Here is a 14,926-nt window from a genome sequence, read left to right on the forward strand (position 1 = left end):
TGTCTATTATTACGTTTTTTCAATATTTTCTTTGTTACATAGAAAACCCATGGCTCTCGGTTTCTAAAAAGCCATGGGTTCTTCGACAGCCTGAGGACTGTTTCAATCTATATTGAAACAGTCCTCCTTTTTCCATCTTTCATTTCTTTACTTCCGTTCCGGCCTGCCAATTCCCCGGCCGTATCAATCCGGCTGCAGCTCATCCAACCCTTCAAACTGCATATTGTAATACTTGGCGTACAGTCCGTTTCTCGCCAGCAACTCCTCGTGATTGCCCCTCTCCTGAATCCCGTTCTGATTGATAACGATGATCTCGTCGGCATTGCGGATGGTGCTTAGGCGATGGGCTACCACAATCGTCGTCCGGCCCTTGGACAGTTTTTCCAACGAAGCCTGAATATAGCGCTCGCTTTCATTATCCAGGGCCGAAGTAGCTTCATCGAGAATAAGGATGGATGGATTTTTCAAAAATACCCGGGCGATCGCCAACCTTTGTTTCTGTCCACCCGACAGACGGGTGCCCCGTTCGCCCACATAGCTGTCATAGCCGTCAGGCAGGCTGATGATAAAATCGTGAATGTTGGCATGCCTGGCCGCCTCCATGATTTCCGCTTCCGTCGCCTCGGGCCGGCCATAGGCAATGTTCTCCCGGATGGAACCGGCAAACATATAGACATCCTGCTGCACGATGCCGATGGCGCTACGCAGCGATTTCAGCGTAACGTCCCGCACATCCTTGCCGTCAATCAACACGGCGCCGCCGCTGACATCGTAAAAACGCGGCAGAATGGAACAAAGCGTCGTCTTGCCGCCGCCTGACGGTCCCACCAATGCGACTGTTTTGCCGGCTTCAATGGAAATATTCACATCGTCAAGCACTTGTGAGTTTTGATTATAGTGAAACGATACGTTCTTATACTCAATATTTCCTTTCACTTCACCCAGCGGCATGGCCTGAGGCTTTTCCAAAATCTCCGGCGTGGTATGGATGACTTCCAAAAATCGTTTGAACCCGGAATAGCCCCGCTGAAACTGCTCGGTAAAGTTGATCAGCACATCAATGGGATTCATAAAAATTCCGATATATAAGGCGTACACCGCCAGGTCGGAACCCCGCAGCGCTCCTTCGGCCACAAAGAAGCCACCGCTGACTAAAACCGCCGTATACAGCAGCCCCTGAAACAGTCCGTTGCCGGCTTGAAAGGTTCCCATAATCTGATAGCTGTTGATTTTCGAATCCAGAAACTGTTCATTGCTGTCGCAGAACTTCTCCCGCTCCAAATCCTCGTTAGCAAAGGATTTAACCACCCGGATGCCGGCCAGGCTGTCCTGGACCCGTGCATTGACACCGGCAATCTTTTTCCGGTTATCCATAAACACGGCCTTCATCCGGCGATTTTTATAGATGCTGAAAACAATCATCAAACCGGTGACAACAGCCAGAATCAAAGTCATCTTGACATTGAGAAAGAGCAGCAGGGCAAAGGAACCGACAATTTTCAGACTGCAGATAAACAGGTTCTCCGGTCCATGATGGGCCAGCTCGGAAATATCAAACAGGTCGGATACCAGCTTGGACATCATCTCCCCGGTATTATTGCGGTCATAGTAGGAAAAGGACAGCCGCTGGTAGTGGTCGAATAAATCCTGCCGCATGTCGCTTTCCATATGGGCGCCCATAATATGGCCCCAGGTGGTGATATAATACTGGCAGACATACCGGATGCCATACAGAAAAAACATGACGGCAGCAATCCAGCCCAGGATCGGCAAAATTTCTGCCGCGCTGCGGACAAACACATAATGAGTCAGATAATACAAAATCTGGGGAAAGGAAATATCCACCAGCGCCACTCCAGACGCGCAAGCCAGATCGATGAAAAAAATTCGCCGGTATGGCTTATAATACTGAATAAAACTGGACCAAATCGACATAGTTACCTCCATTGTACACAAACTAAGCAGCGCCGGAAACCGGTAATGGGTTCCGCAATAAAGCGCCTTCAGGCAACATTCCGGATAGTTGAAAACACGCCCTTCCTCCATCTTACCATATTCCGCTAGGCAAGCGCAAAAAGAGACAGGATTCCCCCTCAAAACAAATAAAAACCGCCCGTCTTCCGACGAACGGTTCCTTTCCTTTATTTCCCTTGCCAACTTCGCTAAAACACTATCTTGGAGTGGCAGAAGCCGTGGGGTCCGGCATTTGGTTTTATCCGCACTGGCTTATAGCTTATAAAAAACACCGGCCGTAACAACCAGCATCACACCTAAGGCCGCATAATCGGCCGTCCTTAGCGCAACCCTCGCACTAACACTGCGCCGGCAGCTGCCAAAGCCTCTCAGTTCCATACTGAGCGCCATCGTTTCCGACCGGCTAATAGCCCGCAGCACCAACGGTTTAACGATGGCCAGATAATTGATCAACCGCTTGACCGGATTTCCCCTGGTGCTGTACCCCCGGCAAGCCTGCGCCTCTTGAATGGTCTGGCTTTCGCTGAGAAAATCCGGCACAAACCGCAAGGCCGAGGTAAACATGAACGCGTATTCATAGGGAATGCGGCACTGAGCGACCAGCGCGGCCGTAAGATCCTGTACCCGGGTCGTAGCCAGCACCAAAATAAACACCATGGCCATGGCCTGCATTTTAAGCCCGGTGACGATAGCCAGCCGCACATCCCGGACAAACACATACTGTAAGATAAACAAGAAGACGGCAAACAGCCCCAACAGGGCAACCGCCTTGTAGGTTTTGGCTTCCACCCTACCGGCCAGCAGCAATGCCAGTTGTACGGCCACCAACAGCAGTAAGGCAAACGGTGAAGCCAGCGCTACCGCCCAGACGGATACCAGCATAGTAAAAATAATTTTGGTCAAAGGCGCCAGGTTACCCATCCAAGCCACCTCTTTCCCGCATTTTTAAAGCGTTCACCAACTCATCCGTTGCCGTAGCCAAACCGATTCCGTACGGTGCAAGCTGCCGGGAAATATACACCGGCGCCGGCGGCGTCAGTCCCCACTCCGCCACCATAGGCTGCTGAAACAGCTCCGCCGTCGCGCCGTCATACACCTTGCCGCCGGCCATGACAATGGTTCTGGGCACCCGCTCCGCCAAAAGGTTCATATCATGGGTAATCAGCAAGATAGCCAGGCCTGCCTGCTGAAGTTGCTCCAGCATATCCATAAAAGCCGCCTTATCCCGCGCGTCCTGTCCGCTGGTCGGCTCATCGAGAATCAAAAGCCGCGGCTCCATAGCCAGCGCCGAAGCCACCGCCAGGCATTGTTTCTGCCCTTTGGAAAGCGCCGCCGGATAGGCTTTTTCCTGACCAGCAAGCCCTACCCGCAGCAGCGCCGCCCCGGCCCGGCCCAGTGCTTCCTGTCCGGAGAAGCCCAGTTGCAAAGGTCCATAGGCCGCTTCCGCCAACACCGTATCATGGAACATTTGCCGCGCCGGATTTTGAAACACATATCCCGCATGACGGGCCATGTCGGCAGGTGTATAAGGCCTTGTACTGCTGCCGTCAAAAGTAATCTCCCCCTGGCTTGGTTTGATCAGCGACATAATCAGGCGGGTCAGCGTGGTTTTGCCGCTGCCGTTCCGGCCGACTACCGCGACATATTCACCGGCACCGATAGTCAGCGACACATCGTCCACGGCCGGGCTCTGTTTGGGATAGGCAAAACTGACACGATTACATACAAGCACGTTTCCCGGCCTCCTGACTGTCCAGATTGTCGCGCAGTTCCCGCACGGCATCCTCGTCTGTTTTCCAATCGCTCCAGCAGACATATTTGGTTTCCAAACTCAGTTTTATCTGCCATAACGGCGGCAGACAGCAGGCGTACCGGCTGTGGCTGCCTATATAACGCAGCACCTCAGCCGGTTTCCCCTCCTGTTCGACTTTGCCGTTACCCAGCAAAATAAACTGGGATGCATACGGCAATACCTGCGCCAGGTCATGCTCCACCACCAGAATAGTCAGCCCTTGTTCCCGGTTCAGCCGGTGCAAGAGCCGGTATAAACCGGCCGTTCCTTCCGGGTCCAGCGCGGAAGCCGGTTCATCCAGCACCAGAATTTGCGGTTTAGTGGCCAGCACCGAGGCAATGGCCAGCCGCTGCTTTTGTCCGCCGGATAAATCCGCTGTCCGCCGGCTTTCCTGCCCGGTCAGCCCTACCAGAACCAGTGCCTCTTTCACCCTTACGGCAATATCCGCCTGTTTCATCCCGCGGTTCTCCAGAGCAAAGGCGACTTCCTCCTCGACCGTCAAGGCCACCAGCTGGCTTTCATAATCCTGCATAACCAGCCCCACCTTTTCGGCAATCTCGCAAATCCCCAAATCGGTGGTCTTATCCTGTCCGAGCCTTACCTGTCCCGCCATAGCGCCCCCATAGTAGAGCGGTACGGCTCCGGCCACTGCCAGGCACAGCGTCGTTTTGCCGCTGCCGTTAAAGCCGGTCAGTACCGCAAAATCCCCCGGGGCAATACGGAGCGACACATTCTCCAAGGATTGTTTAGCAGCCTTGGGATACAGATAACTCAGACCGTCAATTACGATTTCGGACATGACGCGCCTCCCTTGGCCTCGAACAGCCGTTGCGCCGGGAAATACAGCAGTTGTGTGATTAACGTATTGATGGCGGCCGTCACAAATACCACCGGCAGCATACCATACAGATAGGCCTCCAGCGGCAGCGACAGCACCACCTTCAAAATGCCGGTAAACACCAGCCCGCTCGTTACGGTGCTCAAGAAGCCGGTTACAGCCGGCCGGATGTTTAACGAACCAAGTTTGCGTTCAGCCAAGGCACTGACCAGCAGGGTGCAAACGACGGCTCCCGCCAGTTCGCTGACCAGATTTCCGTAAGGAAAGGCCGACTTGGAAAAAGGAATATTAACCGCACCGGCTACCAGCCCGATGCCGATCGCCTGCCCCAGGTTAGGGCGGATCAGGTTTATCGCAATGCAGTACATGGCAATGGTCCAGTTGGGAGTCACCCCGGCAATACCCGGTGTAACCATCTTCAAAATGGCGCCAATAGCCAATAGCAGTGAAGTGACAGCCACCCAGCGATACTTTCCTCCCTTGGCCTCATAATGGATAAGTTCCGGTTTCTGTTCCATTTCCCATTCCCCCTTCGATGTATTGTCCGGCCCGGCCGGTTAACAGTAACAGTTTGCCATAAAGAAAAAACAAAAAACCCCTCATCACTACGACTGTAGGGACGAGAGGTTGTGCTAACTCACGCGGTACCACCCTGATTGGCCATATAACTATAGCCCGCTCACGCTAAGATACGAGACAACACTGTCTGATATCCTCTTTCCTGCTATAACGGCGAAAGACTCCGGCAGCGCCTACCCCAGCCTGGCTGGATCGGGCTGCACCTCACAGGTCCATTCGACATACCGAACAGTGCCAAACTCTCACTACCATTGGCTCGCTGCAACCTTCGCATTATGTGTACTCTTCCTGATCATAGGCGATCAACATATGTGTTTTCATACAGTATACGCTGTTTACAAGAGAAATGTCAATAGCCGTTGCCCTCCCTTAGAGTATGCATTTTTTGTCGAACCAGGCATTGACAACAGGAAAAACAACTGATACGATAACCCATAGTGAATAGCCAAAAATTTCATATCGTATTGAAACAGGTGTCCGAAAGGACTTAATAGGGAAGTCTGATGTAAAGTCAGCGCGGTCCCGCCACTGTATCAGGGAGCAAATTCGCAATTATGTCACTGGGGCGACAGCCTTGGGAAGGCGCGAAGGAGCAATGAACTGGAGCCAGGAGAACTGCCTGTTTAGCAATCACCGTTTGACCTGCGAGCGATGGGAAGGGGATTTACTTATTGTGAATATGAACAATGAGCTTTTCTTTGCGTGGGAAAAGCTCATTTTTATTTGCTTCCGGTCAAAGGTATGTTTGCTTTTATTTCAAAATTAACAGAGGAATGGGAGAGAACAGATGAATTTTACTACAAAAAGATTCGGAATTATGCTGCTGACCTGTATGACAATAGCCACATCGGTGCAAGCAGCTCCTTCGGAGGCAACTTCGGCGGAACCGGTGGCAACCGAAAGCAGCCAGGAGGCGGCAGAACAAACGGCAACAACAGCATCAGACCAAGTTCCGGAATATACCTTTGACGACTTTATCGTTACAGCAACCAGAGTCGCCGAAAGACTCAAAAATGTGCCGGCCAATGTGACGGTCATCACTGCGGAAGATTTAAAGAAGCGCAATGTTTTTAGTTTACGGGAAGCTTTGCAAAATGAAGTCGGCCTGTATGTAAAACCTACGGCAGAAACAAAGGATGCCTTGTCGATACGCGGCTTCAGCAGCGGCAATATTCTTGTCCTGTACAACGGCCAACAGATAAATACCTCTTTTGACAGCAGTGTAGCCTGGGATTCTTTCCCCATCAGCGACGTGGAAAGAATTGAAATTGTCCGGGGAGCCGGCTCCTCGCTCTACGGCGGCCATGCGGTTGCCGGCGTTATCAATATTATCACCAAAAAACCGAATCCGGCCACTGGTGAAGTAAAGACCGATCTGACCCTGTCAACAGGCAGCAACAATACCTGGCAGCGGGGAATTAGAATTGGCGGCAGCGCCAACGATAAGCTTTCCTTCAGCACCGGTTATGAAAAACGCTCCACCGACGGCTATGCCGGCTATTATTCCACGGCCAGCGGCAGCGCCTCAGGTACGGCTTCTGCAAGCGTAACACTGCCCAAGCTTAGTAACGGCAGCTACATAATTGGCGGCCGCGGCGAAAAAAGCAAACTCAGTGAGAATTACTTTATCGACCTGAATTACATACTGGATACAAGTAAAACAATCTCCTACTCATATATGCATAATAACTACCAGTATTCCTACAACAATCCCTTCACCTACGCTTATGATAGCAACGGCAATCCCATCTTCGGCGGCACCGTCTTAACCCAGGACAATACATATGTGACCTTGAAACCTTCCGCTTATCTGGGATATGTTGGTGAAAGAGATCAGGATCTTCACAGACTCAAATACGAAGATACAGAAAATAAGATCACTGTCGGGCTGGGTCTGTCCGATGTGACAAAAGAAGGTTACAGTTCTGCCAGTTCTTCCGCCAACTCAATCAACTGGACAGGCAGCGGCACCCTGGCGCTGTATCCCAGCAAAAATTATAATCTGGATGCCCAAAAAACCTGGGATTTCAGCCGCCATACCATCGTCTCCGGCTTTAGTTGGATAAAGGAAAAAATGACTTACAGTTCCTACGAGCTGAGTCACTGGCGCGACTGGAGCACAACGGGGGCTTTAACCACCCAAAGCGAAGGTTCCACCAACTCCTGGGCTATTTTCACCCAGGATGAATATGCCGTATCCGACCGCTGGACCATGTATACCGGGCTTCGCCTGGATCAGTACAATAAAGAAGGCGGCTACTGCATAGTCAGCAGTACCAGACAGGATTATCCCTCCGCCGAATTTACCGAACTGAGCCCAAAAATAGCTTTTTCATATGCTCAAAATGATCGGACCAAATATTACGCCAGTTACGGTCACTCCTTCAATCCCCCGACAATCTATAAGTTATACCGCCGAGCCGGAACTTCCATGAGTTCCATACAAGCCAATCCCGATCTAAAGCCGGAGACCTCAAACACCTTTGAAATCGGCATGAAGCAACAAATGGACCAGAAAACCTCACTGGGCGTTACTGTGTTCCGGGTTAAAACTGAAGACAAAATTGCTAAGGCAACCAAAAATTCGGTTACCGCTTACTACAATATGGACAGCGGTATGGCTAAAGGCATTGAATTTGAACTGAAGAGCAAGATGACCCCAACCTGGTCCTCCTATCTTAACTATACCTTTGAAAGCGGTGAAAATACATCCAGCGGCCAAACAACCCGCAACTGGGATATTCCCAAGCATTTACTGCATGCCGGTGTGGAATATAGCAAAAACAAAATAAACTGGTTAACCGATGTACAATATGTCAGTGAACGGCAAAGCCCGGATCTGTCTACCGGCGAATATACTTCCGAAGATGCTTTCTTTGTGGTAAATACCTCGCTGAATTACAAAGTGAATGACCAGTCTACCCTGCAATTTGGTATTCAGAATCTGTTCAACCGCAAATTTTACGCTTCGGAAGCAACCAGCGGCAGAACCTATAGTCTAAGCATGAATTATTCGCTCTAACCGCATCGGAGATATGAGTTTATGAAATATGTTTACAGCATCCACCGCTGGGGCAGTCTGCTCTGCGCCTTCTTTTTCCTAATGCTTTGTCTGACAGGGCTGCCACTTTTATTCAAGGAAGAAATTAGCGAGTGGAATCAACTGCAGCCACCGGAAAAGCCGCAGTCCCTAAGCTATGGCACACTTTGGCAAGGACTGGAGCAAGGCATTCAGACAATACACTCAGCGTACCCGGAAAAAAGAATCAAGGCTGTTTCCGCTAAGGCAGACAGGGGTGATCTTCTCTTTCGTCTGCAAGACTTGAATAATAACTCGCACCTGTCGGCCTCCGGAGCAGAAACGGAACAGCAGGTTGCCTACCAGGTAGGGACACAGATGCTAACCGATCAAAGCGGCATCGCGCTTAAATATCCTGCCCTTCAGGCTTTCCTGCAGTTTATGAGCACATTACACGTACGCCTGGGCTTAGGTAAAGGAGGTATGCTATTTTTAGGCTGCTTCTGCCTCTTAAGCTGTCTTTCCCTGATATCAGGATTTTGGCTTTATGCCCCGCTGATAAAAAAACTTCCGGCGGGAATGATCAGACGCCATTCCCGCCGCACGCTCTGGTCCGACTGGCATAAATTCACAGGGCTAGCCGCCGGGATGTGGGCTCTGGTATTATGCCTGAGCGGGGTGATGATCGTCCTATTTTCCCTGGGGTACAGCTCCTACCTCATGGCGGCACGCAGTGAAGCAGCACAGCAGCTGCCGGCTTACCGTCAAAACCAGATAACAGTGCCACCCTGGACAGCACTGCAGACAGCCAACCAGGCCTTAGACAATGAAGTCGTTATCTTTCTCAAAATGCCGGAACCAAAGAGCAATCTATATACCCTCTATATCAAGCCGCTAGCGGCAGGGCCTGACGACTTTATGGGACAACCCCTGTTTGTTGCTGCGTCTGCCGGCGAAAAAAGCGGCCCTGCGGCCTGTTTTCGCAAGCCGCTTCCCTGGTATTTGCCGGTTACCGCCGTGTTTGTCAATTTGCATACTCACAATCACGCTTTACTAGTGACGAAAATCATTTGGTCAGTTTATATTCTCATTACCATGGCTATGATTATCTCCGGCATCTATGTCTGGCTGACCCGTTGGAAAAATACCGTCTATCGGCAGGAAAACCCCACCGCACCACCTAACCTGCTAAAATCCGGTTGGGTTCTCCTGTCCATGTTCGGCCTTCTCCCTTTGGGAGGACTCGTTATATCGCTATACGGCGGCTATTTTGAAATGGCCGGCACCCTGGCTCTGTTTCTGCCACTGTTACTTTTTGCCATGGTGTGGTATAAGAACAAAATCAATGCTGACTCTCCATAAGTTTATTACAAACAAATTGCTGCCTTACTGCGGCATAACAAAACTCTCATCCCTACGGAATGAGAGTCTTTGTTATGCCTGCCTGTTAATCGAGACCGCAAGCAGGCCTTTTAATTGTCATTGTCTACAAATAGGTCATAACTTTTTGGTTGGCATCATCCATTGCCTGATTCAGCGCCTTGGTGATCGGATCTTTAAAACCGGTATAACCAAGCACCGCTTTATTTTCAGACAACCCAGTCACCTGGAAGGAAGTAACTTTATCTTGCCCGGCATTATAGAATTTATAGCGCAGCTTTGTCTTGGTCACCACTTTATTCTGAAAGTAACTGAGATGTCTGGTCGTAATCAGTTCCGAAATCTCCATGGCAATGACATAATCGGCATTTGTCTGCTTAGCCACTGCCGCTAGAACGTCCTTGTCAGGCAGTTCCATGTTGGAGACATCATAGCCTGCCTCATTTAACACCTTTTGTACTTCCACTGAAGGAATCCGGTGAAAATTTTGATTGGAGTATTGTTCAGTATATTTGCCGTTAACGATTTCCTCTACATACCCCGCCTTCTCCTCGGTTGAATTAAAGTACGGCACAATCGCGATATTGTATACCTTTTGCGAATCGGGAGTTTCCTGGGCCAATACGGTGTTTCCCATAACAAGAGCGAGTAAACAAAAAACTGTTAGAAGAACGATTTTTTTCATCATAACACTCCATTCAAGATTAAAATTTGATTATATCTTGAATTTCCAGGCATATTTTGTCGAAATAGGTACCTACCATAACAAAACCTGTCCAATAGTTGGACAGGTTTTGTTGGTTATATTCTATGCTGATGCTCGGATGGCAGTACTTGCATCGAATGAGTTACTACGGTTTGCAATTGCTGATTGGTTTCATCATAAGGATTTATCCAGCCTTTATGCAGCATCAGGTTAAGCAGCTGCCCGTGTCCCGTTAACATTTCAGAACCAAACTCGCTAAATAACTGTCTGACCTCAGGAGTTATAGCCACTACAGCAGCCGAAAAATAAGCATTGGCCGTCCCGGCTGCACTTACCGCCGCCATATAGGCCATAGTCTGGTCTGATGCCGTGTCACCTACGGAAAATATCGACCCTATTAACGATGCCATGGTATTCACCTCTACTGAACAGTATTTTGTTGGATATTGGGAACCATATTGTTTTCGGCAATAAACTCCTGCAGCCTGGCTATTCGTATCTCGGTTGCCTTAATTCCTACCTGGGTTACACTTTTCAGGTCCTCATCCTTCATGTTTATTAAACTGGTTTTAGCCATGGACAGGGCATGCATTTCGCCTTCCAGACTTTTAGTTAACGCCAGGACTTCAATAGCAGCAAGTTGTCTCATCGGGCAATCTCCCTCCTTTATGGATATCCTTCCCCAAAATATAAAAATCATCCTTTAAGGTAATTTGGCAGCGGGCAATAAAAAGCCGTCTTACGACGGCCATGTACTAAGAAATGCGCGATAGCAGTTGAAATTGATAACCGATTTTTTCAATCTCAGCCTTGGTAAGGACTACGCCTTCCGGCGATCGGCGGTTCAGCTTAAACACCAGGGCATCCTGCCCCGCTGCTTGCTGAAAATTAATCCGGTTAAAACAAATCTTTCGATTAAATAATTCGGTCAATAGCTCTGCCGTAGCCTCATGTCCTACGGCCGAAACAATCTCCGGCGCATCTTGCACCAGATCCCGGGCTTCCTGCAAACTGATCGTCCGGCAGGAATATTCACCGTCTGCCGTCACGATAGCGCCATTCAAGATAGCGAGCGGTTGACAATTTTTCATGGTCATTCTCCTTACACGTTCTCCTAACCGGCCCAAATGTTCTGTCTACTTTAAAAGTATAAAAGAATTCGCAGGAATTTTTTCGCAAGGCAAGGCAACGGAAGCACACATATCGGACATGTGTAAGTCAACAACAAGGAAGCATTGTGGAAAAGTCCCGTAAAGCAATTATGATTTTAGAGTAGACAGACCATTAGAAACCGGGCATTATCATTAGTATACCATAAAAGGTCCACCAGGTATCACATGATCCAACCAGCTATTACCAGCTTAATTTTTGAATATTTCTACAATTTCAAGAAGGGTTTACCCATTAGCTGTGGAAGAAATACAGCGCAAGCAAATTTGCTCAAGGAGGAATAGCATGAAACTGCAAGCAATCAGCCGCAATCGTTTATATTTTTTTGATAATCTGAAAGCATTTATCATTTTGCTTATGGTCATCTTCCACATCGGCATGGGCTATACCACCTGGGACCTCAAATGGTGGACAGTAAATGACATTCAAAAAAGTAAATTCTTTGATTACTTTATTCTGGAAACCGATGTGTATATTATGCCGATCATGTTCTTAGCGGCTGGTTATTTTGCGCCTATGGTGCTGGTCAAAAAGGGGCTTGGCGCCTTCTGGCAGGATAAACTGCGGCGCATCGTTATTCCCTGGATCGGTGGGGTCTTGTTCATTGCCCCCTTGATAGCTTACAGCACTTTTTTCAGCCGTATGCCGGTACCACCCAACTTTTTCGATTTCTGGAGTAACGGCTTCTGGGGCCCTTTTTATCAGCAGGGGCACTTCTGGTTTCTTGGTATCCTGACTCTGTTTTTCCTGCTGCTCACCGTTTTCCATCTGGTTAAGCCGTCTTACCTGAACACACCGCGGCAAAAGGGTATGCCGCCAGTCTGGTTTTTTCCTTTTTTCGCCTTGCTTACCGCCGCCTGCTTCTTCAGTGCCAACTTATTTTATTGGAATGATACCTGGCTGAATGTAAAATATATTTTTATGATCCAGCCGGTCAGGCTCCTGCTCCATCTTTGCTACTTCAGCCTGGGCGTATATGCCTGGAAACAGTCCTGGTTCACTCCCGGCGATTACAGTCCCCGCCTTATCCCCTGGAGCGCCAGTGCCATCATTATGCTGATCGTATTTTTGCTGTACCGCGTAACCTTTACGCTCATGCCTGAAGTCCCCCTGCCGTTTAAGATTGGCCATGCTCTCACGCACGCCACCTTCGCCATGACAGCAACCTTTGGTCTGATCGCCGTATTCCAGAATTTCTTTGACAGCAGCGCTTACCTGTGGCGCCGGCTTGCTGCCAATTCCTATATTATCTATTTTATTCACCAATGTGTCGTTATTCCCATCGGCTGTCTGGTTCAAAAACTGGACATTAATATTTGGCTGAAATATACCGGCGTTTCCATCGTCACACTGCTTTTATGTTTCCTGCTGGCGGAATACATCATTCAACCGGTTTTATCATTGGGGAAAAATAAAAAGTCTCCCCCAGTCCACTCTTAAGACAGCTATAAAACTCAAAGATCGAGACGCCTTAGCCCGGTACAGCCGAGCTAAGGCGTCTTGATTTTCCTGTCCATCGCCAGACCCAAAGAGATGATCCCTTTGATTTTTTTCGTTTTTCTTTCATGAACCGACGTTCTTCACCTTGAACAACAAAATTTATAATACAATTCATAGACAACCTTTCGATCATGTAAGCATGTCTGGAACCACTAATCAGAAGGTGATATTGTATGCAACCTGAATTACGGAAAAAACTTGAAACTGCCCTGCTGGGAACCAGTGTCAGACAGCTTAAAGAGGCAAGAAAAATGTGTTTTACCACCCTGCAAACAAACCCCAAGGATGTCCTTCATCTGAGTCTGATAGGAATTATCGACTATCGCCTGGGGCATGCCACTCAGGCCTCGGAATGGTTTGAAAAAGCGCTGGTACTTAATCCTAATTCCGCCAGGCTATATTACGACTATGGTAAGGCGCTGAACCAACAGGGAAAGCAGCACGAAGCCTTTCTTGCCTTTCAACATTGTATCGAAATAAAGCCCGATTTTGCCGAGGCACATTACCGGATTGGGAGCATTTTTTTAACCTGCGGCGACAACGTGCAGGCAATCCAGGCCTTTTCTCATGCGCTTTCTTTAAAACCGAAATATACGGAGGCTTTGAATAGTCTGGGCGTAGCACTCATTCGCCAGGGAGATTTAACAGCAGCAGCCCATTGTTATGCCCAAGCGCTTGCCCTCGACCCGGCTGATCCCAAAACAGTGAATAATTATGGCATGCTGCTTTATTATCAGGGAGATTTTAACGAAAGTATCCGGCTGTTTGAAAGGGCTCTGTCTCTCAAGCCTAACTATCCGGAAGCTATCAATAATATCGGTGTCGCCTTCCGTTCCACCGGTCAGCTAAAAAAAGCCCTTCCATTTCTGGAACGCTCTATCCCGCTAGACAGAAACAATGCGGACTTCCATAAGAACTTAGCCATCGCCCTGTTATCCGACGGACAATTAAAAAGAGGCTGGCGCGAATTTGAATGGCGCTTGCAAACGCCGCAAATGGCTCATCTGCATCGGGGCACGGACAAACCACTCTGGAATGGGAAAATCGTCAAGGACGCGGTCTTGTTAATCCGGGCTGAGCAGGGCTTGGGCGATACCCTACAATTCTGCCGTTACGCCCCCCGCGCCGCATCACTCGGACTGCGTGTCATTATGGAAGTACAGCCCGGACTGGCCCGACTGATCGGCTCCCTACCCGGCATAGAGCAGACTATCACCGTCGGCGATCCTTTACCAAAGCATGATTTCTATTGTCCGATGATGAGTCTGCCTAACGCGTTTAATACATCGTTAACCACCATTCCCGCTGAAATTCCTTATCTTTCGGTAAGCGACGAAACGGTAGCCTACTGGCGAGACCGCCTGCCTAACGGCAACAGCCAGTTTCTAAAGGTTGGGTTGGTCTGGTCCGGCAATCCCCGGCTGTATTCCACCGCCTTGGCTGCCGCCAACCAGCGACGTTCCATTGCCCCCGACTTACTATTGCCACTAAAAGAAGTCGCCGGTGTCCAATTTTACAGTCTGCAAAAAGACGGCCCGTTCCCACCTCAGGAATTAGACCTGATTACGCTCATCGACGAATGTCAGGACTTTGCGGACACGGCAGGGCTGGCTGCCAATCTGGATTTAATCATTAGCGTCGACACTTCGGTGGTCCATATGGCAGGAGCACTTGGTATACCGGTCTGGGTTCTCAATCGGGTGGACAGTTGCTGGCGTTGGTTACAGCATCGCGACGACAGTCCCTGGTATCCGACGTTGCGCCTGTTTCATCAAACCACACCGGGAAACTGGGAGGATGTAGTATTGCGAATTAAGCAAGCTCTTGAGCTGATGGCTATTAATAATCAAACTACCTCCCCGCAGCTTACAAAGCTAAATGCAACGGATCCACCCTACAGCGGATAATACTTAACATGATCAGAGTCCCGAATGTCCCATCCTTTCCCCTTCAAAGACCCCCTGCCCC

13 protein-coding genes, 1 riboswitch and 1 other annotated feature are annotated in these 14,926 nt (G+C 49.3%); of the genes, 4 read left to right on the top strand and 9 right to left on the bottom strand.

The window, feature by feature from the left end; all coding sequences use genetic code 11:
* Nucleotides 1–183: 183 nt before the first annotated feature.
* The 5 genes from BMW43_RS13670 to BMW43_RS13690 form a co-directional block, all read right to left on the bottom strand.
* Nucleotides 184–1,935: an ABC transporter ATP-binding protein gene (locus BMW43_RS13670; RefSeq protein WP_091748618.1), complete on the bottom strand. Its 1,752-nt coding sequence runs from the start codon at nt 1,933–1,935 to the stop codon at nt 184–186.
* 291 nt (nt 1,936–2,226) lie between these two features.
* Nucleotides 2,227–2,895 (bottom strand): energy-coupling factor transporter transmembrane component T family protein, encoded by a 669-nt coding sequence (locus tag BMW43_RS13675; RefSeq protein ID WP_091748621.1) that lies wholly within the window; start codon nt 2,893–2,895, stop codon nt 2,227–2,229.
* Entirely contained in the window at nt 2,888–3,706 is an 819-nt protein-coding gene (locus BMW43_RS13680) for an energy-coupling factor ABC transporter ATP-binding protein (protein ID WP_245732470.1), read from the bottom strand. Before BMW43_RS13680 ends, BMW43_RS13675 begins: the two co-directional genes overlap by 8 nt.
* Nucleotides 3,693–4,565 (bottom strand): energy-coupling factor ABC transporter ATP-binding protein, encoded by an 873-nt coding sequence (locus BMW43_RS13685; RefSeq protein WP_091748627.1) that lies wholly within the window; start codon nt 4,563–4,565, stop codon nt 3,693–3,695. Before BMW43_RS13685 ends, BMW43_RS13680 begins: the two co-directional genes overlap by 14 nt.
* Nucleotides 4,550–5,122, bottom strand: a complete 573-nt coding sequence (locus tag BMW43_RS13690) for a tryptophan transporter (RefSeq protein ID WP_091748629.1) — start codon at nt 5,120–5,122, stop codon at nt 4,550–4,552. The genes BMW43_RS13685 and BMW43_RS13690 overlap by 16 nt, the downstream gene beginning before the upstream one ends.
* A gap of 94 nt (nt 5,123–5,216) precedes the next feature.
* Nucleotides 5,217–5,488 (bottom strand) — a binding site (T-box leader).
* Nucleotides 5,489–5,637: 149 nt separating this feature from the next.
* Nucleotides 5,638–5,820, top strand: a riboswitch (cobalamin riboswitch).
* 150 nt (nt 5,821–5,970) lie between these two features.
* On the opposite strand from BMW43_RS13690, the gene BMW43_RS13695 reads away from it, so the two are divergent.
* Together BMW43_RS13695 and BMW43_RS13700 are read left to right on the top strand one after the other, a co-directional pair.
* On the top strand, nt 5,971–8,205 hold the full coding sequence (locus BMW43_RS13695) for a TonB-dependent receptor (RefSeq protein WP_091748632.1): 2,235 nt from the start codon (nt 5,971–5,973) through the stop codon (nt 8,203–8,205).
* A gap of 21 nt (nt 8,206–8,226) precedes the next feature.
* Nucleotides 8,227–9,564, top strand: coding sequence for a PepSY-associated TM helix domain-containing protein (locus BMW43_RS13700; RefSeq protein ID WP_091748635.1), 1,338 nt, complete (start codon nt 8,227–8,229; stop codon nt 9,562–9,564).
* A 124-nt stretch (nt 9,565–9,688) separates the two neighbouring features.
* Here the strand turns inward: BMW43_RS13700 and BMW43_RS13705 are convergent, their stop codons facing one another.
* The 4 genes from BMW43_RS13705 to BMW43_RS13720 all read right to left on the bottom strand — a co-directional run bounded on the left by BMW43_RS13705 (nt 9,689) and on the right by BMW43_RS13720 (nt 11,379).
* The gene (locus BMW43_RS13705) at nt 9,689–10,267 is read right to left on the bottom strand and encodes a hypothetical protein (RefSeq protein ID WP_091748638.1); all 579 of its coding nucleotides are present in this window, start codon (nt 10,265–10,267) and stop codon (nt 9,689–9,691) included.
* Between the two features lie 116 nt (nt 10,268–10,383).
* Nucleotides 10,384–10,698, bottom strand: a complete 315-nt coding sequence (locus BMW43_RS13710; RefSeq protein ID WP_091748641.1) for a spore coat protein — start codon at nt 10,696–10,698, stop codon at nt 10,384–10,386.
* A gap of 11 nt (nt 10,699–10,709) precedes the next feature.
* Nucleotides 10,710–10,937 (bottom strand): hypothetical protein, encoded by a 228-nt coding sequence (locus BMW43_RS13715; RefSeq protein ID WP_091748644.1) that lies wholly within the window; start codon nt 10,935–10,937, stop codon nt 10,710–10,712.
* A gap of 106 nt (nt 10,938–11,043) precedes the next feature.
* On the bottom strand, nt 11,044–11,379 hold the full coding sequence (locus BMW43_RS13720; protein WP_091748647.1) for an STIV orfB116 family protein: 336 nt from the start codon (nt 11,377–11,379) through the stop codon (nt 11,044–11,046).
* Between the two features lie 364 nt (nt 11,380–11,743).
* On the opposite strand from BMW43_RS13720, the gene BMW43_RS13725 reads away from it, so the two are divergent.
* The gene (locus tag BMW43_RS13725; RefSeq protein WP_091748650.1) at nt 11,744–12,898 is read left to right on the top strand and encodes an acyltransferase family protein; all 1,155 of its coding nucleotides are present in this window, start codon (nt 11,744–11,746) and stop codon (nt 12,896–12,898) included.
* 233 nt (nt 12,899–13,131) lie between these two features.
* Nucleotides 13,132–14,865: a tetratricopeptide repeat-containing glycosyltransferase family protein gene (locus tag BMW43_RS13730; protein WP_091748652.1), complete on the top strand. Its 1,734-nt coding sequence runs from the start codon at nt 13,132–13,134 to the stop codon at nt 14,863–14,865.
* Nucleotides 14,866–14,926: the final 61 nt, after the last annotated feature.

Source organism: Propionispora vibrioides (assembly GCF_900110485.1).
GTDB lineage: Bacteria > Bacillota > Negativicutes > Propionisporales > Propionisporaceae > Propionispora > Propionispora vibrioides.